This is a genomic window from Phaeobacter sp. JH204B, from assembly GCF_048055755.1.
In the GTDB taxonomy this organism is placed as follows: Bacteria; Pseudomonadota; Alphaproteobacteria; order Rhodobacterales; family Rhodobacteraceae; genus Phaeobacter; species Phaeobacter bryozoorum.
The window spans coordinates 56,847-77,642 of record NZ_JAYMXF010000005.1 but is presented as its reverse complement, the minus strand read 5'-3'; the positions used below and the strand labels follow the sequence as shown (position 1 = coordinate 77,642).

Annotated in this window: 20 protein-coding genes; 9 read left to right on the top strand and 11 right to left on the bottom strand. The window is 59.1% G+C overall.

All coding sequences use genetic code 11. The annotated features are described in order from the left end of the window. Positions 1-62: 62 nt before the first annotated feature. From VXL81_RS02215 to VXL81_RS02205, 3 genes are all read right to left on the bottom strand, one after another. Entirely contained in the window at positions 63-1,517 is a 1,455-nt protein-coding gene (locus tag VXL81_RS02215) for a M20 family peptidase (protein ID WP_416552769.1), read from the bottom strand. Between the two features lie 257 nt (positions 1,518-1,774). After that, positions 1,775-2,185 (bottom strand): cupin domain-containing protein, encoded by a 411-nt coding sequence (locus tag VXL81_RS02210; RefSeq protein ID WP_416552767.1) that lies wholly within the window; start codon positions 2,183-2,185, stop codon positions 1,775-1,777. A 219-nt stretch (positions 2,186-2,404) separates the two neighbouring features. Further along, a complete protein-coding gene (locus VXL81_RS02205) occupies positions 2,405-2,791 on the bottom strand; it encodes a RidA family protein (RefSeq protein WP_340546652.1) in 387 nt (128 codons plus the stop codon). A 54-nt stretch (positions 2,792-2,845) separates the two neighbouring features. Between VXL81_RS02205 and VXL81_RS02200 the strand changes: the two genes are divergently transcribed. Next, the gene (locus tag VXL81_RS02200; RefSeq protein WP_416552765.1) at positions 2,846-3,868 is read left to right on the top strand and encodes a GlxA family transcriptional regulator; all 1,023 of its coding nucleotides are present in this window, start codon (positions 2,846-2,848) and stop codon (positions 3,866-3,868) included. A gap of 197 nt (positions 3,869-4,065) precedes the next feature. Here VXL81_RS02200 and VXL81_RS02195 read toward each other — a convergent pair whose 3' ends face one another. The 5 genes from VXL81_RS02195 to VXL81_RS02175 all read right to left on the bottom strand — a co-directional run bounded on the left by VXL81_RS02195 (position 4,066) and on the right by VXL81_RS02175 (position 9,042). Next, entirely contained in the window at positions 4,066-4,623 is a 558-nt protein-coding gene (locus tag VXL81_RS02195; protein WP_416538188.1) for a PqiC family protein, read from the bottom strand. Position 4,624: 1 nt separating this feature from the next. Beyond that, entirely contained in the window at positions 4,625-6,709 is a 2,085-nt protein-coding gene (locus tag VXL81_RS02190; protein ID WP_416552763.1) for an MlaD family protein, read from the bottom strand. Continuing rightward, positions 6,706-7,341, bottom strand: coding sequence for a paraquat-inducible protein A (locus VXL81_RS02185; RefSeq protein WP_416538186.1), 636 nt, complete (start codon positions 7,339-7,341; stop codon positions 6,706-6,708). Before VXL81_RS02185 ends, VXL81_RS02190 begins: the two co-directional genes overlap by 4 nt. Then, positions 7,308-7,925, bottom strand: a complete 618-nt coding sequence (locus VXL81_RS02180) for a paraquat-inducible protein A (protein ID WP_416552761.1) — start codon at positions 7,923-7,925, stop codon at positions 7,308-7,310. Before VXL81_RS02180 ends, VXL81_RS02185 begins: the two co-directional genes overlap by 34 nt. Positions 7,926-8,106: 181 nt before the next feature. Further along, positions 8,107-9,042, bottom strand: coding sequence for a MurR/RpiR family transcriptional regulator (locus VXL81_RS02175; protein ID WP_340546646.1), 936 nt, complete (start codon positions 9,040-9,042; stop codon positions 8,107-8,109). Positions 9,043-9,232: 190 nt separating this feature from the next. On the opposite strand from VXL81_RS02175, the gene VXL81_RS02170 reads away from it, so the two are divergent. From VXL81_RS02170 to VXL81_RS02135, 8 genes are all read left to right on the top strand, one after another. Next, a complete protein-coding gene (locus VXL81_RS02170) occupies positions 9,233-9,754 on the top strand; it encodes a TRAP transporter small permease (RefSeq protein ID WP_416535573.1) in 522 nt (173 codons plus the stop codon). A gap of 1 nt (position 9,755) precedes the next feature. Then, the gene (locus VXL81_RS02165) at positions 9,756-11,039 is read left to right on the top strand and encodes a TRAP transporter large permease (protein WP_416541094.1); all 1,284 of its coding nucleotides are present in this window, start codon (positions 9,756-9,758) and stop codon (positions 11,037-11,039) included. A 37-nt stretch (positions 11,040-11,076) separates the two neighbouring features. Next, on the top strand, positions 11,077-12,114 hold the full coding sequence (locus VXL81_RS02160; protein ID WP_340546643.1) for a DctP family TRAP transporter solute-binding subunit: 1,038 nt from the start codon (positions 11,077-11,079) through the stop codon (positions 12,112-12,114). Between the two features lie 89 nt (positions 12,115-12,203). Further along, complete coding sequence (locus VXL81_RS02155; RefSeq protein ID WP_416552759.1) at positions 12,204-13,670, top strand: M81 family metallopeptidase; 1,467 nt, start codon at positions 12,204-12,206, stop codon at positions 13,668-13,670. After that, a complete protein-coding gene (locus tag VXL81_RS02150; RefSeq protein ID WP_416552757.1) occupies positions 13,667-14,722 on the top strand; it encodes a D-TA family PLP-dependent enzyme in 1,056 nt (351 codons plus the stop codon). The genes VXL81_RS02155 and VXL81_RS02150 overlap by 4 nt, the downstream gene beginning before the upstream one ends. A gap of 61 nt (positions 14,723-14,783) precedes the next feature. Then, positions 14,784-15,698, top strand: a complete 915-nt coding sequence (locus VXL81_RS02145; RefSeq protein ID WP_416538181.1) for a sugar kinase — start codon at positions 14,784-14,786, stop codon at positions 15,696-15,698. Then, positions 15,695-16,090, top strand: a complete 396-nt coding sequence (locus tag VXL81_RS02140; RefSeq protein ID WP_340546639.1) for a RidA family protein — start codon at positions 15,695-15,697, stop codon at positions 16,088-16,090. The genes VXL81_RS02145 and VXL81_RS02140 overlap by 4 nt, the downstream gene beginning before the upstream one ends. A gap of 194 nt (positions 16,091-16,284) precedes the next feature. After that, complete coding sequence (locus VXL81_RS02135; protein ID WP_416552755.1) at positions 16,285-17,316, top strand: LacI family DNA-binding transcriptional regulator; 1,032 nt, start codon at positions 16,285-16,287, stop codon at positions 17,314-17,316. Here VXL81_RS02135 and VXL81_RS02130 read toward each other — a convergent pair. From VXL81_RS02130 to VXL81_RS02120, 3 genes are read right to left on the bottom strand one after another with little or no spacing between them, the layout of a single operon-like run. Further along, entirely contained in the window at positions 17,311-18,231 is a 921-nt protein-coding gene (locus tag VXL81_RS02130) for a hypothetical protein (RefSeq protein WP_416552753.1), read from the bottom strand. The genes VXL81_RS02135 and VXL81_RS02130 overlap by 6 nt on opposite strands. 50 nt (positions 18,232-18,281) lie before the next feature. Next, on the bottom strand, positions 18,282-19,247 hold the full coding sequence (locus tag VXL81_RS02125) for an ABC transporter permease (protein ID WP_416535582.1): 966 nt from the start codon (positions 19,245-19,247) through the stop codon (positions 18,282-18,284). After that, positions 19,244-20,755 (bottom strand): sugar ABC transporter ATP-binding protein, encoded by a 1,512-nt coding sequence (locus tag VXL81_RS02120; RefSeq protein ID WP_416552751.1) that lies wholly within the window; start codon positions 20,753-20,755, stop codon positions 19,244-19,246. Before VXL81_RS02120 ends, VXL81_RS02125 begins: the two co-directional genes overlap by 4 nt. Positions 20,756-20,796: the final 41 nt, after the last annotated feature.

The window sequence follows — 20,796 nt, the reverse complement described above, 5'->3', positions numbered from 1 at the left end:
CCGCCGGTCGCCTCAATAGCGACCGTGCGGCGGGGGCAGCTGAGCGGCGGGCCGGTTCTGCGCTACTGTCTGGTTATGAGGGCGCCAAAGAAATTGATCCCGCGCTCCAGGTTTGCAACCGACAGGCGTTCATTCGTTCCATGAAAACGCGCAATATCATCGTCTTCGACCAGGAACGGATTGATGCGATATGCGTTGTCCGAAGCCTGTGCGTAGTGGCGGGCATCCGTCGCCGCAATTGTCAGGCCGGGAACGGAAGCAATCTCGCCAAAAACCGACAGGATCGAACTCTCGATATCCTCGAACCCCTGCGCAGATGAGCTTGCAACAGGAGAGGCTTCGCGCACCGCCGCAGGATCAAAAACGATGTCAATCTCCGGGTCGTCAATGACCTTCGCGATATGCGCAATCACATGTTCGGCAGTATCCCGCGGATGAAGTCTGAAGTTGATCGTGGCGGTCGCCTCGGTCGGCAGAACATTGGCCTTGTTTGATCCGCTCAACATGGTTGGCGCTGTCGTCGTGCGCAGCATCGCATTGGTCGAGGCCGCATTCGAAAGCCCCGTTTCAAGCAGGGGGCTGAACAGCCATTGGTTCGCAAACAATGCGCGCTTGTCCAAGGTAAAGTGACGACCCAAAGCATCAAAGAACTCAGCCGTCACACCGTCAAGCCCACCTTCCAGCGGTGAATTCTGCACGCGATCAACCGCGCGGGCGATACGCCCGACAGCCGTCATCTTGGGTGGCAGGGCAGAATGCCCGCCCTCGGCCTCTGCCACCAGTTTCACTGTCAGAAAGCCTTTTTCGGACAGGTTGATACTTGCCACCGGCACATCGAGCCCGGGGATCACGTTGTCGAGTACAAAAGACCCTTCGTCCAATGTCCAGGCCAGTTGGACCCCCTGTTGGTTCAGATGTTTGGCGACAGACCGCGCGCCGTCGCCACCAACTTCCTCATCGCCACCGAAGCTGAAGTAGACAGACCGTTTGGGGGTGAAACCCTCTTGGATGAGATGCTCGGCCGCGCTGAGCATTGCGATCAGCGCGCCCTTGTTGTCCAACGTCCCGCGCCCCCAGATATAGCCGTCGGCAACCACACCGGCGAAAGGCGGATGATCCCAGCGATCCAATGATCCCGGTGCGATGGGCACGACGTCATAATGCGCCGCCAGAAGAACGGGGGCGAGGTCTGGATCAGTTCCCTGCCACCTCAGGAGCGGCGTGTTCGCAGCCATCATCTCCAGATCCACAGCTGCAAAGACGCCCGGAAACGCCTGCTGAAGAAAATCCGTGAAGGCGCTGAAATCAGCTGCATCGGGTTTGGTGCTATCGGTCTCAAACTGAATAGCCCGAGACAGCAACTCCGTCGCCTGCCCAATATCCGCACCCAGGCTATAGGCTGCCACATCGGTCCGTATGTCAGCCCGATATCGCATCGTATTGATCGCAAGGACGGCGAGCATGACCACAAACACACCCAATAGCCCCAGCAGGCTCTTTCGAAAAATCGTCCGCATGTCTCCGCGCCCTCCCAACACGCCCTAACCGCCGAGCAGAGACACAGTTGGATAACCTGTCAAAGATGACCTTACGACAGCCATCCCGAATTTCTGAAAGCGGAGCCCGAAGTTTGCCACCCCATCTCGAGATGTCGACCGACCGCCACACCATTACGGGACGCTGTGGCATGATGTGAGCGCCACCTGCGGACCAGGGATCATGACTGAACCACGCAGCACCCGTGCCGCCGCTTCTCAGGCTCCGCTTTTGTAGGCTATTTCCGATGGGCACCTGTCTCTTTGAACCGCACATCTCCATAGAAGATCACCCAGACCTTAAAGTCGTCAGTGAAGCTCTCAAAGCGATGCGGCACGTGGGCGGGAACGAAAAGCAGATCGCCTGGCCCGAATGGCACCAACTCGTCACCGCGCGAAAAAGTACCTGTACCGGTCGCGACAATATAGAGTTCATCCCGCTCATGCGGTTTCTGTTTGTCCGTGCCGACAGGCGCGTAGAGTTCCACGGTCACCTCAGGCGTCTCGAACACGACGTCAAAGGGCGCAGCTTCGGTCAGCTGTCTAGCAACATCAGAAAAAGGGTGTCGTACCACGTCGCTTGATCTTGCCGATGTGGTTCGCGCAGCTGATGTCTGCGCGGATTTGGTGTTGTCTGTCTTACCGGTCATCGTTTCCCATCCGTTTGCATGGTCTTATCATCAATAGCAGGTATCCGCTTCAGCTTCGCCCAATCATCAGGCGCATACCGAAGACGATCCCCTTTGAATTGGACAGGTTGACGAGCGCACCGAGCCGCCGCGTGTCACGCCGCCCGGCGACAGCCCCCCCGTAAAAGGTGCCACCGCAGCCAAACCAATGATTATCCCGCAAGCGACCTTATCCTTCCGTCACAGTCCGTCTTTCATCGCGATGGCCTGTATCTTGATTTTTGCACCATAAGGCAGTCGCGCAGCCTCATAGATCGTCCTTGCCGGAAACTGTGAGAACCGCGTTCGGCAGACTTCATTTACCTCCGCCAGATCCCGTTCAATGTCAGAAAACGCGATATCCACATAAACGATCTCTTCCAAAGAGAACCCCGCTGCGGCAGCGATTTTAAACACCAGATCGAAAGCCCTGTCAGTCTCTTCAGCTGCGCTGCCAGGTCGGTAGCCGTCCTCATATACGGCCAATTGACCCGAGATATGGCAGGTATTCCCAACAACGACCGCTTGAGAAATCGGAGAGCGTGATGTGGGGACACCCGGGACGTCGGTGATAAATTGGCGTGGCATGTGCTGGTCTCACTGCAAAGGAAGCTGTTGACAGCATTCTAGGCTGCATGACTGATGTCAGACGTGACCATCTGCCTTCAAAATCAGACAAAGCGCCCTCAATCTGTTGTCATCATGGGCCTCTGCGGCGTCCTGCTGATGGACGTGGCCGGTCCCGCACAGGTATTCACATCCACAAACAAGATCCTGGGTTGGCAAGCTTACGACATTGCCATCGTAAGCGAGGACGGCGCGGATGTTGTAACCGACACAGGATTGACCCTCCGCGCTCATGGATCCTTCGCAACCATGACCCAGGCGGATGTCTTCATCGTTCCGGGCGGCCCCGTTGTCGATCAACGGCTTGATGATCCGCTCCTGCAACGTTTTCTGACGCGAATGGACCCTCACGTAAGGCGGTTCGTTTCGATCTGCTCAGGTAGCCTCCTTACCGCCTCCGCCGGGCTATTGAACGGTAGAAAGGCCTCGACACATTGGGAACGGGTAGACTTGGCCCGCGCGCGGTTTCCGGGTGTCAATTGGCATCTGGACGAAATTTTCACCCATGACGGCAAGTTTCATTGTTCGGCAGGTGTGACGGCCGGGATTGATCTCGCCCTTTCACTTGTTGAAGTGGATCACGGACGGCGGGTTGCCCTGGGCGTCGCTCGGGAAATGGTGGTGTTCATGCAAAGGCAGGGAGGACAATCTCAGTACTCAGAACCGCTCAGGGCACAGGCGACATCAAGCAAGCGTTTGACCGAACTCTATAACCTCATCGAACAAGACCCGAGCGCCGCCTGGAGCGTGTCCAGGATGGCCGAGATAGCAGGCGCGACCGAGCGGACGCTGCACCGCGATTTCACACATGAATTTGGCCAAACCCCCTCGCGCTTCGTCGAAGAGCGGCGGCTTGCAGTCGCCCGAATATATCTGGAACGCAGCAGGAAACCCATTAAGGAAATCGCCGCGCTGTCAGGATATATGACTGAACAGAAAATGCGGCGCAGCTTCATGAAACTGCTAGGCATACTGCCAACCGACTATCGGAACCGGTTCGGGGAAACCGCCATTGGTGGTGACCACAGCAGTCGCTGACAAAGGGCGCCCGACCGATGTCGCCGGAGTGTATCCGGCACGCTTCAACCTGCTGCAAGGCCGGGTTGCCTCCGAACCCCCCTGTGAGCTGCGGCCTGATCGGTGTCCTTTGACTCCCAACAGCGAATAGACACTGTCAGCTCAATGTTGTGAGGGCGATGCAGTGCCCCTTTCATGGTCCCCCTCGCGGCAGGCCACTACATTGCCAGAGAGATCTGTCGGGCGAGGTCCGCCAGGGCCAGGGCGAGCGCATCGGCGGTTGCGGATGGCCCTTCACCGCTGACGGGTGTCTGGATGTCGAAACGCTTAACAAATTCCCGCACTGTGCCTTCGGGGGAGGAGACCGCGAACTGGCCTGTCAGCTCGAATACTCCGTCAGCACGCGCATAGGCCTGGTCCACCCTTACATCCAGACGGGCGTCAGGGCCGGTGTTCAGCGGCCAGGGTTCGATTGCGGCAGAGGCGCCAGTGCGTTCCGTCAGCCCACGGGCCAGGGCGGCGGCTATGCCGCGAGCCGGATCATCCGCCCATTGCGCACCACCAAGCGCAAAGAGCGCGCCGCCTTCCCCCTCGGCGACCATATCGGACGCAGCCGCATAAGACGGCAGAGAGGCCAGCCGGACCTCAATCGTACGGGAGCGCAGATTGGCTATCTTCTCGCCCGGGGCCGCAGAGATCAGATACCGGGCATCATTGGTCGGAGCACAGGCTGCCATCGCAAGAAGGGTCAGCGTCAGGAACATGGCTTTTTTCATCTTACTTTCCAAACAAAAGGGAATTCGGGTCACGTTCAATCTTGCGGGCAAGCTGGGAGACCGAACGGGCGGCCGATTTGAACTCCCTTAGCGCATCCAGCGCTTCGGAGTTGAAGTTCGAGCGAGCGCCATAGGCTGTGATCAAGGTCTCGGATTGTGCGACCAGCCGTTCAAGCCGGGCTGAGAGCGCCGGCAACCCCTCGGCTGCGGCCGCGACGGTATCGGCAGCACTGCGGGCCGAGGCCATTGTCGCATTGGCGTTGTTTACCAGCCCGCCGCTGCGCAGCTCCGACAGGGTGAGGCGCATTTCATCCAGCGCGCTCGTCAGGGCCGGAGGCAGCGCGCGCGCGCCATCGGAATCGATCATGCTGTCAGCGCTTTGCATCAGCTGGCTGGCGGACCGGATAAACTCTTCGGCTTCCAATGCGTTGGCTTTGGCTGCCAGGGCGCGGAAATCGCTGACCAGCGCCGGCAATTCCTCCGATGCCGCCGCGAGGCTGGATGCGGCCTGGCTGCCCTGCTCCAAAGCCTCTGTCAAACTGGCCACCGCTCTGCCTTGCTGCAACTCAGACAGAATATCGCGAAGGTCAGCCACAGCTGCACGCAGCTCCCCCGGCAGCGCCCGCGTCTCCGGGTCCGCGACCAGCGACCGGGTCTCATCCAGCAGGGCCACCGCCGCCGCAGGCGCCTGCCGGGTACTCTCAGCGGAGGCCAGGGATTCAATGCTGGCCAAGGTCGCGATCGCCTGCGCCATCAGTTCTTCGACGGGCAGCTCGCTGATCCGCTCCAATGCGCCTTCTGCGGTTGCGGTAAAATCGGGCAGGTCCGAGGGCGCACTGGGCAATTCGGGGAAGGGCTCCGCGTTGCGATTGAAGAGTGCAGGCTCCGCCGCATCCAAGGTGACCAGTTCAACAATCAGCTCAGAGCTGAACAGCCCGGCCGCAGCCAGCCTGGCCCGCAGACCGCCTGCGGTCGCCTGCTCTAGAAAATCCAGCACTTCGGTTTCGCCCGCTCCCGGCGGCAGGCCCATCAACGACGGTTCAAGCATCAGTTTGGCAATCAGCCTGACCTCTGCCTCGTTGGTTCCGTTCTCGATCGCGGCGTTCAGACTGCTGACCTCGCCGACCTTCACCCCGCCAAGTTTGACCGCGGCACCGCTGGTCAAGCCAGCAACCGACTCGCCAAAGGCAACCGAAACCGCGACCCCGCCCGTCAGCGAACGGGCAAAGGCCGTGCGGCGGGCTGCGGCCTCATCCGGGTGGATGTCGAAGACGGCGCCCGAACTGACCGGTCGGCCGCCATCGAATACCGTGTCGAACTCGATCCCGCCTGCCACCAGCGAAGCGATGCTATCCACATCAAGCGACAGCCCGCTGGCGCCAATGGAAACCGAGAAGCCGGATGTATCCCAAAAACGCGTCGCCGAATTGATCCGCTGGTCATGGGGCGCCTCGATAAAGGCATCGACAACAATGCTGTTGCCGCTGACGGTGAGACGCGGGCTTTCCAGCCGGCCAACCTCGATGCCGCGGAAAAGCACCGGCGCGCCTTCGGAGATCATCCGCCCGTCGTTGGTGCGCAGGGTAATCCGCCGCCCACCCCGGCCCGGCTGCACAAGGGGCGGCCGGTCGGCCCCTTCAAAACTGATTTCGGCACTGCCCCGGTCCTGGTCCCAGGCGCCTTCGATGTAGACGCCGGACAATACCGTGCTGAGACCCGAGATCCCCCGCGCGCTGACTTCAGGGCGCACCACCCAGAAGGCGGCATCCTGATCCAGATAAGGGGCAACCTTCTTGTCGATACGCGCCCATACGGCGACCTTGCTCAGGTCCTCGGCAAACCCCACATCCTCGACCTGGCCGATAACAACGTCGCGATAGCGCACTGTCGTTTCATTGGCCACGATGCCGGAGGCGTTCTCAAAAGTAATGCGGATCAGGACGCCGCGATCACTATAGGCCTTCCAGGCTACCCCAAGCGATACGGCCAAAGCAGCCAGCGGTACCAGCCAGACCAGAGAGAGATTCCGCCAGGGCGAGACACGCTGCGCAGCGATGGTCATCGGGGCGGGTTCAGGGGTGCTCATTCATATTCTCGCTTTTCCGCGTTCCAGATCAGGCGCGGATCGAAACTTTGAGCTGCCAGCATAGTGAAGGCAACCGACAATGCAAAACTGACCGCTGCAATCCCCGGCGTGATGGCCGCCGCAAAATCCAGCTGGACCAGGGCGGTCAGGATCGCCACGACAAAAACATCGATCATCGACCACCGTCCGATGAATTCGACAATCTCGTAGAGCACCAGTCGACCATGGCTGCCCAAGGCTGCGGGCCTTCGGACCGAAACTGCAAGATAGGCGATGGCCAGGAATTTTGCGACCGGGATTACGATGCTCGCAAGGAAAACGATAAAGGCAACCCCATAGGCGCCATGGCTGAACAGCTCGGCTATGCCGCCAATCAGTGTATTCTCGGAGCTGCGACCAAAGGTGGTGGTCCGCAACATCGGGTATAGGTTGGCGGGAACATAGGCGATCATCCCCGCCACGAGCCAGGCCCAGACACGCTGGAGGCCACCCGGCCCGGCAGGCTCCAGGCTGCTGCCGCAGCAGCCACAGGACCGCGCGCCTCCGGGGTTCGCCGTGCCGCAGGCGCGGCAGCCGACCAGCCCGGCCGCAGCGGCGGTCAGGAAGCGCTGCGCGTCTTCAGTGTTTTCCATACAGTCAGCCTGCAAATCGAATTGTCGGTCAGGATTGTCACCACCAGCAGCGCTGCAAAGGCCCAGAACGCAGGCCCCAGCCCGACCCGCGCCAGGCCGGAGACTTTGACAAGGGCCACCGCCACACCGATGATGAATATCTCTGCCATCGCCCAGGGTTTCAGCTTCTCCGCCCAGCGATAGACAGCTGCAGCGCGCGGCGCAGGGTGCCAGCCCAGAGCCATCGGCGCCAAGGTGTAGATCAGCGCGCTGAAGCGTGCGGCAGGCAACAGAACGATCAGGAGACCGGTCGCCAGAGACAGCGGCGCCATCGGCCCGCGCGAGAAGGCCAGGACCGCATCCAGCACCGAGGCCCGATGAGACAACCCTTGCGCCTTCAGCTCCAGAAACGGGAAACCGGCAGCGGCGACCAGCAGAATCAGAGCGGTCAGCGACAACATCGCGATCCGGGTCATGGCACCGGTTCTGGGGGCCGCCAGCACCGTGCCACATCGGGCGCATCTGGCCACCGTATGCGCCGTCACAGCCTGGTCGCGGTGCAGCACGTCGCAGACAGGACAGGCAATTAGCTGTTCGATATCCATATCATCCCCACCCAGCCAAGCTGCGCAATCCGCAACGATTCGGATGTTACTCTGCCTCGGCCTGCGACGGGAGCCTTTCCTCTTCGGCCCTCCGGGCGACGCCGCTCCTATCTGGTCATCAATGCCCTTCGCGCCTGCAAGAGCTTGCTCGCGCCCGCCCCTATGATCAGCTCGAATGTCGTCAATCGCCAAGCGGTTGCGGGCCTGTCCGGCCATGGTAGGCGGTCAGGGACGCACGAATGCGCCTCAGGTTTTCCTTGGTCTCACTGGACTGTTCCTGCGCGACCATCATGGCAAGCGTGTCGATGATGGCCAGATGCGCATAGCGGGATGCGGTTGGCTTATAGATGTCGTTGTCTTCGGGCAGATCGGTGTGAATTGAGATCTTTGTCTGCAATGACAAGCGTGTTTCGGGTTTCGTCACGCTGATGGTTGTTGCGCCATATCCATTGGCGACTTCTGCAGCCCCCACAATTGCATCCGCTTCACCGCTTGCCGACACCAGAAACAGAACGTCTTCCGGACCAAGCGCAGCCGCGCGCATTTGCAGGACGTAGCTGTCGCTGACAAAGAATGACGGGATGCCAAGGCGGAAAAACCGGTTCGATGCTTCCTGTGCGACTGTCGACGATCCACCGCCTATTCCGGCAAACAGAATTTGGCGTTTCCCCAGAATCCCGGCTTTGGCCTGCATCAGCTGGTCGACATCAACCTGACGCCGCATCACATTCAGGGTGGCAAATACCGCTCCCAGAACCTGATCGAGCGTTGAATGGCCTGAGTTCGATGAATCGTCTGCGTCGCCGAACAGATATTGGGCACTGACCGCAACATTCTGAGCGAGCCGCAGCTTGAAATCCCGGTAGCCCTCGCAACCAAGGCTGCGACAGAAACGAATAACCGTGGGTTTGCTGACACCGCATTTGTCTGCCAGATCCCCAATTGTCATCGAGCTGATGGTATTGAGGTTCTCCAGCACAAAATCCGCCACCTTCTGCTCCTGCGACGCAAAACTACCGTCGGTGCGACGTAGGACGGAGATCAGATCAACGGGGCTCAGCTGCGCGTTTTGCGGCGGGATATCTCGGTTCTGCAGCGAGTTGGCGGGGCTTTTCAAGTTTCAGTTCCCTCAGAAGGTGCAACGGAACTAAGTTACACAGGGCGCAGAATTTCCGCAAGATGGGGTCGCCATACGAGGGTTTTAGCAGCAACAACGGACCTTAGTAACAAATTTGTCTTGATAGTCACAGTTTTCCCTGCAATTGTGTAACTCGGTTACGCTACCGGCCTTTTTGGGAGGGATATTCATGCGACAGGCGTTTGCGCAGACAAGCGCGAAAATCAATGCGGTGATCGAAGCGATTGTCGCGGCATTGATGCTGGCCCTGGTGCTGGATGTCTGGCTGGGCGTTATGGACCGCTACTACTTTCACTGGCAGCTCCCCTGGCCCGAAGTGATCGCCCGATACCTCATGATCTGGGCCGCGATGCTTGCAGTGTCCTCCGGCATCTCACGCCGCGAACACATCGGGCTGACCGCATTTATCCATGCCATTCCGGCCCGGATGCGTCAGGCGCTTCTGATACTGATGGATGTTCTGACGCTGCTGCTGTTTCTCTACGTCGCCTATTACGGCGTCGGCTTCGCGATGAGCGGGGCCCCGCGTGACGCGATGATATTCGGGATGAGCCTGGCCCCGTTCTACGCCGCAATCCCCGCCGCTGCTGCCATCTGTTGTGTGCAGATCCTGCTCGTCCTGGTGCGTGATCTGGGCACCTATGTCGACCGCCCGCCGGTCATGGATCCCGGCCAGGCTGAGGAGCGATAGCATGATCGTTGCCGCCGCATTTGTCGTTCTCGTATTGTTTGGCATGCCCATTGGTTTTGCTATCGGTCTTGCCGGGGTTGTCGGCCTTATCGAGATGGGGGGCGGAAACTTTCTCGCGGTTGGGCCGAGCAAGATCTTCAACGGTCTCAACATCTTTCCGTTTCTTGCCATGCCGTTCTTCATTCTGGCCGGCGAGATCATGAATGACATCGGGATCACCAGCCGCCTTGTCAAACTCGCGCAGGTTCTGGTCGGGCGGTTCCGTGGCGGTTTGGCACATACCAACATGCTGGCGTCGGTGTTTTTTGCCGGGCTGACCGGATCGGCCACGGCCGACGCCGCCGCTTTCGGACGTACGCTTGTGCCCGCCATGGTCCGGGAGGGCTACAAACGCGACTACGCCTGTGCCGTGACCGCTGCTGGGTCAATCATCGGGCCGACCATTCCGCCATCGGGTCTCATGGTGGTCTACGGCTCATTGATGGGCGTCTCTATTGCGGGACTATTTGCGGCGGGTGTTCTGCCCGGGCTGGTGATCTGCCTCGTCTGCATGATTGTGATAGTCATCGGCGGCAAACGCGAAAACCTGCCGAAAGCCATCCGCGGCGCCACCCTGCGAGAAATCTGGGAGACATTCCTGTCCTCGCTTACGGCGTTGGCGATGCCGGTTATCATTCTGGGCGGTATTCTGGGCGGTGTCGTCACGCCAACCGAAGCGGCCTCTATCGCGGTGGCCTATGCGCTGTTCATCGGCGTTTTTGTTTACCGGACGCTGACCTTCAAGAGCTTTTACATGATGCTTGTGCGCACCGCGCGCATCATGGGCGTTATCTTTGTCATTATCGCCTTCGCAGGCATTCTTGGCTGGTGGATGAGTTTCGAACGTATCCCCCAGTTGATTGCCAAGACCGTGCTGAGCCTCTCTGACAACCGCTACATGGTCATCGCCATCATTATCGGCCTGCTTCTGCTCATCGGCATGGTGATGGATATCACCGCCATTCTCATCATCCTGGCACCTGTTCTGGTGCCTTTGACCGAAAGCGTCGGCCTTGAGCCGATCCACGCTGGGATCATCTTTGTTCTCGCCCTCAACATCTCGCTGATGACGCCTCCGGTGGGGGCCTGCCTCTTCGTTCTGTCGTCCGTCACCGGTGAAAAACTGGAGAGAATTTCGATCAAGCTCCTTCCGTTCCTGATCGCGGAAATCGGCATCCTGTTCGCCTTTGCCTTCTGGGAGGACGCGGCCCTGTGGCTGCCCAGAGCGCTTGGCTACGCCCAATAAGACGACCCAACCAACCAAGAACCAACTGGAGGAAAAAATGAAATCTCTTTTCGCGGGACTGGCCGTCGCGGCCATTACGACGGCAAATGCTGCCAGCGCAGAAAGCGTCATCCGCTTTGGCCATGACAATAAAACCGACCCATTCGAAAACCCGGCACATGCTTGTACCGCCGTGTTTTCGAACCTCGTCGCCGCCGATACCAATGGCGCGGTGACCGTCGAAGTTTTTGGGTCCAACCAGCTCGGATCTGCCGCCGAACATGTGCAGCAGCTGCAGGACGGTATCATCCAGGCGACACTGACATCGACTGGGGCGCTGGCCAGCTATTATCCGCGCATCGACATTCTGAACCTGCCCTTCGCATTTACGGGTAACGCGTCCACATATGCGGTGTTCGACGGTCCCTTTGGTGAGGCGCTGAAAGCCGATATCGAAGCAGAACTGCCCGGCGTCGTCGTCCTCGGCTTCCCGGACACCGGCGGATTCTTCGCTGTCACCAACTCAAAACGACCGATTGCCAATCTCGAGGATTTTGACGGCATTCGAGTGCGCACCATGACGCTGCCATCGCACCAGAAAATCATGCAATCGCTTGGTGCCGAAGCCTATCCACTGTCCTGGGGCGAGGTCTACTCGGGCCTGCAAACAGGTGTCATCGACGGTCAGATGAACCCGGTTCCAATCATCTCCTTCGCAAATTTTGCCGAGGTGCAGAAGTATATGACACTGACCAACCACCTGTTCTCGCCATACACATTCCTGATGAACCGCGCATTCTATGAAGGTCTGACAGATGACGAACGCGCAACCATCCATACCGCCGCAGAAAACTGCGTCGTGGCCAGCCGTGGCCTGAGCCGGATCATTGAGGCATCCGATCGCGGCCTTGCCGGGCTGATGGACAAAATCGAGGTGACCGCCCTGACAGCCGAGCAACGCACCGCGATGGCAAAGGCGGCTCAGCCTGCGTTCGAAGCACATGTCGCCGAAAACATGGATGACAAGGCGCGCGAACTGCTCAGCCAGTTCCGTGATGCCGTCTCCGCGGCAAACGCTGACGCCTATCTCGATTGATCCTCCCTTCCGCCGGAGCAATCCGGCGGAAACGCCCACCGGAAGCCAAGACACACCTCCGGCATCTTCCTACGGATTGGACCACAACAATGCGGATCTTCTGCGCATCTCTTGCGACCGAAACGAATACGTTTTCCCCGTTGCGCACGGATTTTTCCAATTTCGAGCAGAGCTTCTACGCCCCTCCGGGAAAGCACCCTGACACTCCGACCCTGTGCAGCGCCGTCTTTCCCGCGCTTCGCCGAAGATCCAAAGAGGAAGGGTTTGAACTCATTGAAGGAACCGCCACATGGGCCGAACCCGGCGGGTTGCTGAATGCGTCCACCTGGCACCAGCTGAAGCAGGAACTTATGGATCAGGTCCGGGCGGCACTGCCTCTGGACGCCGTGGTGCTTGGCCTGCACGGGGCCATGATCGCCGAAGGCTGCGTCGATTGCGAAGGATCGCTTATCGAGAGCGTGCGCCAGATCGCCGGCCCCGAGACCACAATCGGCGTCAGCTTCGATCCGCATAGCCACCTGAGTGATAAGCGGGTGAAGAATGCCGACATCATAACGGTGTTCAAGGAATTCCCGCACACCGATTTTGTCGAGACCGGTGAAGCCTGCGTAGACCTGACCCTGCGTAGGGCCCGTGGCGAAATCACACCAACAAAAGCAGTCTACGACGTTCGCATGATTGATGTCTTGCCGACCAGCCGCAACCCGATGCGCGGATTTGTCGACAGGATGAAGGCGATGGAAGCAGCGGGCGAGGTTCTGTCCGTCTCAGCCATTCACGGGTTCATGGCCGGGGATTCCCCCGATCTTGGCGCAAAGATCATCGTGATCACTGACGGCGACCTGCCAAAAGCTGAGAAAATTGCCCGCGAGCTGGGGCAGGAGTTGTTTTCATTTCGAGGTATCGCCAAACCCGAATATCTGCCCCCCGCTGATGCTCTGCGACTGGCCCAGAATGCACCAAACGGCCCCGTGGTCATTGCCGATGTCTGGGACAATCCGGGCGGCGGCGTAGCTGGTGATTCCACGCTGATCCTCGCAGAAGCGCTACGCCAGGGCATCACCTCTGCGGCCTTCGGCACAATCTGGGATCCCATTGCCGTCCGCCTGTGTCACGCCGCCGGGGAAGGTGCGGAACTGGAGCTGCGATTTGGCAGCAAGACCTCTGCATTTGCCGGTGATCCGATGGACGCCGTCGTGACCGTTCTTCGCAACCAGCACAACGCGGTGCAAAGCTTCGGGACCTCGGTTGTTCCACTGGGAGATTGTTCCGTCATCAGGGTCGATGGCATCGAGGTTGTGCTGAATACCAACCGCAGTCAGGCATTCTCGCCGGATCTCTTCACCAATCTGGGCATTGATATCCACAGCAAGAAAATTCTGGTCGTCAAATCCACCAATCACTTCCACGGCGCATTCTCAGCAGTTGCATCCAAGATCCTCTATGCCGCTGTCGACGGGCCCTATCCGAATGATCCCACCAAGACGGCTTACAAACGGCTGACCCGCGCGATCTGGCCGATTGCGGAAAACCCGCACGCATCGGAGGGCTCATGATGTTTTCCCAGATCGACACACCGGCAGTCCTTGTCGACCTTGATATTGCCGAAGCGAATATCGACCGGTTTCAAGCCCATTGTGACAGGCACAACCTATCCCTGCGACCCCACATCAAGACCCACAAACTGCCATTTCTGGCGCGGCGCCAGATCGCGGCCGGAGCGGTTGGCATCACCTGCCAGAAGATCAGCGAAGCCGAGGCCATGGTGGCCGAAGGGGGAATTGACGATGTTCTGATCACCTACAATATTCTTGGCGAGCGCAAGCTGAAGCGGCTTCGGACCCTGTCAGAGCAGGTGAAGCTGAGCGTTGTCGCCGACAACACCGAAACTGTCGACGGCCTGTCCCAGGCCTTCGAAACCGCCGAGGCCCCGCTGAATGTGCTGGTCGAGTGCGACACCGGGGCCGGGCGCTGCGGTGTGCAAACCGCTCAGGCAGCTGAAAGCTTGGCCCGCTATATCGCCTCGCGCCCCGGCTTGGCGTTTCGCGGGTTGATGACCTACCCCCCTGTTGGAAAAGACGTATCCGTCCAGAACTGGCTCGCAGAGGCCAGAGCACGCATTCACGCAACGGGCGGGACAGTCAGCGTCGTGTCCAGCGGCGGCTCACCGGGCATGTGGCAGGCGCAGGATGTCCCGATCGCGACCGAATACAGGATCGGAACCTACGTCTACAATGATCGCTCGCTGGTGGCGCGGGGCATCTGCACATGGGATGATTGCGCTCTGACAGTCCTGGCAACGGTGGTGTCCGTCCCGACCGAAGATCGCGCAATCATTGACGCCGGCTCCAAAGTCCTGACCTCGGACCTTCTGGGCCTGAACGGTCATGGCCACGTAATGGGCCGCCCGGATATCCGGGTCGACAGCCTATCCGAGGAACACGGCATTCTGCGGGCCGAGGCGATCCATCTCAGCGTCGGCGACCGTCTAAGGATCGTTCCCAACCACGCCTGTGTGGTTAGCAACATGCTTGATCAGGTCGAGCTCATTCGCGGATCCACATCTCTGGGCGCCTGCCCCATCGCCGCGCGGGGGGCAGTCTGGTGACAGCCTCCCTTCCATACATCCAATACCCGGCTCCGCCGGGCCCTGATCTGCGAGGTGGAAAATGACTGATCTTGTCTGCCTCGGCGAACCCCTCATCGAGTTCAATCAAAAACCCGACGGGCAGCTAGTAATGGGATATGGCGGCGATGTCTCGAATGTTGCAATCGCGGCGGCGAGACAGGGCACGGCAACCTCCCTGATATCGCGCCTCGGCGATGATCGCTTTGGCCAGGCGCTGCAGGAGCTTTGGCACCGCGAGCATGTCGATAGCAGCCTGGTCTCGACAGTCGCAGACGGGGAAACCGGCCTCTACTTCGTGTTCCACGACGACCTGGGGCATCATTTTCTATATCGGCGACGGCACTCCGCCGCCAGCAGGATGACCCCCGACGACCTGCCAACACATGCCATCGGCACCGCTAGGATATTCTACGCCTCAGGGATCAATCTGGGCATCAGCAGCACCATGTGCGCCACAACCTATCACGCCGTCAGGACCGCGCGTGCGTCAAACGTGACCACGGCATTTGATCCAAACCTGCGGACTGCGCTTTGGTCACTGGAGGAGGCACGCGCCGTGACACATGATCTGATGCGCCACGTCGATATTGCGCTTCCCGGACTTGATGACGCCCGCCAGCTCACCGGACGTCAAAGCCCCGACGAGATCATCCGGTTCTATCACAACCTCGGCGCGCGCATCGTTGCTCTGACATTGGGTCGCGACGGCGTGGCGGTATCGGAAAATCAGGGGGTCACATTTGTTCCGGGGGCGGTTGTGGAATCGGTCGATGCAACCGGCGCCGGTGACTGTTTCAACGGCATATTCCTGTCCGAGCTTCTGCGTCATGGCGACAGCGTCAGAGCCGCAGAACATGCGAACCTCGGCGCTGCATTGTCCACCACCGGCTACGGGGCGGTTGCGCCGATCCCGCACAGACCAACACTGCAATCAAAAGAAGGACGTCCGACATGACCCGTAAAACAATCGAGCGCATCGGCCATGACAGAACCGGCGCCGGGGGACAGCCGCTGCCATTTTCCCCCGCCGTGCGCGCAGGCGATCTGGTGTTCATCTCAGGCCAGGTTGCGATGAAGGAAAACGGCGAGATCGAAGCAGGCGGCATCGAAAGCCAGACTCGCAGGACTATGGAGAACCTGATCGCAGCCCTCGCCCTGGCAGATTGCACCTTGGAGGATGTTGCCAAAATCGGCGTCTGGCTCGATGACCCGCGTGATTTCTGGACCTTCAACCGTGTCTATGCCAGCTATTTCCCAAACGGCGGACCGGCGCGGTCCACAGTGCGCTCACAGATCATGGTGGACGCCAAGGTCGAGATCGACGCCATCGCCTATAAACCCCTCTAGGACAAGCCAGCTTCAAACGAGAACCGTTCCTTCGGGATCGGCACACTCCTCACCTGCCAGAAATGCACCCAAAAAATCGCATGCAATACCGGCCAGTATCAGAGGCAATACCAGGTCACGAAGCAGGTTTTGACAGCTGGTCTAAACTGTCGCGGTCACTTAAACTCGGTGCACAACTGACAAGGTGATTTCCTGTGCCGTCAAAGCCTCCAAAACAACAGTCGGCAAGCGTAAAAGATGTTGCGAGACTGTCGGGAACATCGCTTGGAACGGTGTCGCGTGTTCTGAACAGAAGCGCCTCGGTGAGCGACAAGACGCGCGCGCAGGTTGAGAAGGCGATTGCAGAGCTGGGGTATGAACCAAACGCTGGCGCACGTCAGATGCGCAGCGGTCGCAGCGGGCTGGTCGGCGTCCTGCTGCCGAGCCTTGATGTCCCCTTCTTTGGAATTCTGGCGCAGGCGCTTGAGCAAGCCTTGTTTCAAAACGGCTACCACTGCCTGATCTGCAATACCGAGGAGAATGAAGAGAATGAAAAACGATATATCTCGACCCTCATTGGCCAGAAAGTGGATGGCATAATCGCAGCGTCGGTTGCAACGAACCAGAATTTCACGCGGCTGTCAGATCAGAATATTCCAATTATCGCCGTTGACCGTTCTCCCGACGAGATCGCGGTGAATCTGGTATCCGTTGACCACCGGGAAGGTGGGCGTCTGATGGCAGAGTATTTGTTGCGCCTTGGGCATCGGAACATTGGTGTCATTGGCGCGCCCACCCATTCAAGACCCATCACCCTGCGCCTGGAGGGGATCAAAGAGGCGTTGACGGCTCAGGGGCTTGAACCGGTCAGCGTGTCTCTTGGCGAAGAGCATAGCTTTGATACCTGTTTCGCCCTGGCGCGGGACGTGCTGGCGAAAAACCGACCAACCGCCCTGATTGGGACAACCGATATCGCGGCAATCGGCGCGATCCATGCCGCGCATGAACGCGGTCTGAAAATGCCTCAGGACATTTCTGTGATCGGGTTCGACAACCTGCCACAAAGCGCCCATATTTTTCCGACCCTGACCACCGTAAATCAGCCGATTTCATTGCTGGGAGAGCTGGCCGCAAAAACGCTTCTGAACCGGATCAACCCGGAGCGTTTCGCGAAACCGGATCTTTCAGCTCTAAGCTTGCAGATCGTCGAACGTGACAGCACCGGACCCGCACCCAAGACCCTATAGCGCGGCGATGGATATGCTGTAGCGGGTGTCAAATGGGCTATCCGGCGTCAGCATGCGCGACGTTTGCACACCGGTTTTTGTCAGGGGATTTTCTGTCGCTGAAATCGAGCATCCCAAATCAAATGCGGAACAAACGGGTTCGATCCCTAGCGCCCAATGGCGGCCGTTCCAAGGTGGCGCGTTTCGCCCTCCATTGCTGATCCACAGCATGAGCGAGGGAAAGACCTCTGCATCCCAATCAAGTGTGACGCGATAATCTTCGGCGCGGTTCTCCAGCGCAAAGGTTCCGTCGGTGCCGCTCAGGAGCAAAAGCGTCTCGGACCGGTCAGGATAGGGCAGCGCCACTGGATCAAACCCAAGCTCTGTCAGATCTTCCAACCGGAACGGCGCGGGGCGTGAAATACCGGGGGTGCCGCCGGTGTCACCGGGGTAACAAAAGACCCAATCATACACACCCGGACACAGACGCGCCTGTCCGGTGGCCGCTGGCAGACGAAAGACCGGATGCAACCCAATTGGCAGGCAGGCCTTGCGGCGCATATGGATGCCAAGAGCGATGTCTACCGCAGCCTTGCCGCTGACCCCGCTCACCCGCCGTGTCAGGTGATGGATTGGATCGGTCCCCGGATAGGCAATGTCTGCACGCACCGCCTGCGGGCCATCGGGTGTTATGCGCCAGTCGTGATTGGCGGCATACCCGTGCGGCCATGGATCAGGCATGCGGGAGAGACCGGCCCAATCCCCGGCCAGAGGACCCTGTGGCGCCATGCCAAGGGGAACACAGGGCCACTCTCCTTGCAGCCCGGCAAGCAGCGGCGGCACACCATTGGGCAACACCTCACCCAGCCAGGGTGCTTTATGCAAAGGCGCAATGCGGCGACCGTCCGGGAGGTCAAACTCAAGGTCGGTCAGCATCGCACCACATCGGGTGAGACGCGCACGCCCTTTATCCCAGTTGAGCCAAGTCACTTTCGGTCGATGAAAAAGTTGATGAAGACCGCGCCAAGGATCAGACCGCCTTTGATCACTTGCTGCACATAGGGGTTGAAACCCCACAGCGTCATCGCGTTCAGCAGCACGCCCAGAAACAGCACACCGATGAATGCGCCCCAGATCGTCCCCTTGCCGCCGAACAGGCTGATGCCGCCAATGATCACGGCCGAGATCACCTCAAGCTCCAGCCCGCGTGCAATGGTCGGATTGCCGGCATTGACCAGCGACGAATAGATAATACCTCCGGTTGCAGCAAAGACACTGGTCATCATCAGGCAGATGGTCTTGGTGCGCCAGACATTGATGCCCGACAGGCGCGCGGCCTCCATATTGCCACCGACCGCATAGATCGACCGGCCCAGCGCCGTGAAATTCGAGATGGTAAAGGTGATGGCAAAGGCAATCGCCAGCAGGAAAACCGGAACCGGAACACCCCAGAAACGGCCTGACCCGATGACGTAATACCAGCTTGGAAAGCTCGAAATCGGGACGCCATTGGTGATCAGGTTGGCCAAGCCCGCAAGGGTTGCCATCATCGCCAGAGACGTGATGAAGGTCGGCACCTGAACCAATTGCCGCAGTTTGCCCGACATGAACCCGACCGAGGCCGCAAACAGCAGCGTCCCGGCAAAGGCGGCAATGACGGTCCAGGTGGCAGGTTCAATGGCGTTTCCGGCCAGCTTCTCGACGATCCAGGCGGTCAGACAGGCGGACACGGCCACCATGGAGCCGACGCTCAGGTCAATTTCTCCGACAATGATCACCAGAGCCATACCAAAGGCAATCATCCCCGGGACGGCAATATTCCTCAGGATATTCAGCTGGTTGTTCAGGGTGAAAAAGCCCTGCGCCGTTGTCGCAACGATCACGTACAAGACCAGGAGGATCATCAGCATCGAATTCCGACGCAGATGGGAAATGAACTTGTCGTGCGTCATGGATCGCTCTCCTGTTGGGTTGTGGGTGCCGCCATGCAAGCTGCATAGATATCCTTGGCATCAAGGCCTTCGTTGATGAATTCTTCGGCGATACGACCATCCCGCAGCACAAGAATCCGATCGCAGCATTCGGTCAGATCCTCCAATTCGGTCGAAACAACGATCGAGCTCAGACCCTCGCGCGCCTTTTCCCAGATGAGTTCATAGATCTGGCGTTTCGCCTGCACATCGACGCCGCGCGCGGGTTCGTCAAACAACAGAATGTCGGGCGTGTTGTTCATCCAGTTCCCGACAACGATTTTCTGTTGGTTCCCGCCGGAAAGAGAAGAGACCGGTAACATCGGATCGCCGGCCTTGATGTGAAGCCCCGCAATCTGGCGGTCGACAAACGGCTTTTCTGTACGGTGACTGACCCAGCCTTTGGGTGCGATCCGATCCAGTCCGGCAAGACACAGATTGGCATGTGAGGACAACAGCTGCACAAGGCCGGAATGTTTGCGATCCTCGGAGGTGTAGCCAATCCCCAGCGCTTTCATCGTCGGGATATCGGGCCGCGCCACGATCTGCCCGTTCACTGATATCTCACCTTGATCCGCCACGATGGCCCCGAACAGGCAATGCAACAACTCGGTTCGTCCCGATCCGAGCATTCCGGCAATGCCAAGAACCTCGCCCGGGTAAAGATCAAAGCTCACGTCGTCGAAATGGGATGCGAGTGCAAGATGCCGCGCGCTCAGCACCGATGTTTCCCGCGTTATCGTCTTGGTCGGGCGCTGGAGAGGCGGAAGATCGCCAAACATCATATCAAGGATGACGGCCGGGGTGGCCTCCCTGATCGGCACCGAATCCACGAATTTTCCGTCCCGGATCGCTGTGACTGTATCCGCGATCTGATCCAGTTCAGACAGCCGGTGCGTAATATAGATGACGGTAACACCAAGCTCGCGCAGCCGACGCACCAGAGTAAAGAGTTGCCGAACTTCTGCCTGCGCCAGCGCAGAGGTGGGTTCATCCAGTTGCAGGACTTTGGGTCGAAAACTCATCGCTTTGACGATTTCGACCATTTGTTGCTGACCAACCGAAAGATCCGCAACGCGGGTTTGCGGCGCGATGTCCAGCCCACCAATCTCTTTGAACAGGTCGCTGGCATCACGACGCAACCGCGCCCAATCAATCAGGCCAGAGCGTTTGCGCGGTAGCCGACCAAGGAAGATATTCTCTTCGACCGACAATTCAGGGACTAGACTGAGTTCCTGATAAACGGTGGCGATACCGGCCCTCTGCGCTTCACGCGGATTGGAAAACCGTGTCTCGACAGTTCCAATACGGATCGACCCTGACGTCGGCTGGATCGCTCCTGACATCATCTTGACGAAGGTGCTCTTGCCAGAACCGTTCTTGCCAATCAGTGCGTGGACCTGCCCGGCTGTGAACTCGTGTACAAATCCGTCAAGTGCCTTGACCGATCCGTAGTGCTTGGTGAGCTGATCAAGGATCAGATTTGACACGGGTTACCTGCCTTTGCCTGTGATGATCAGTGAAACAGGGG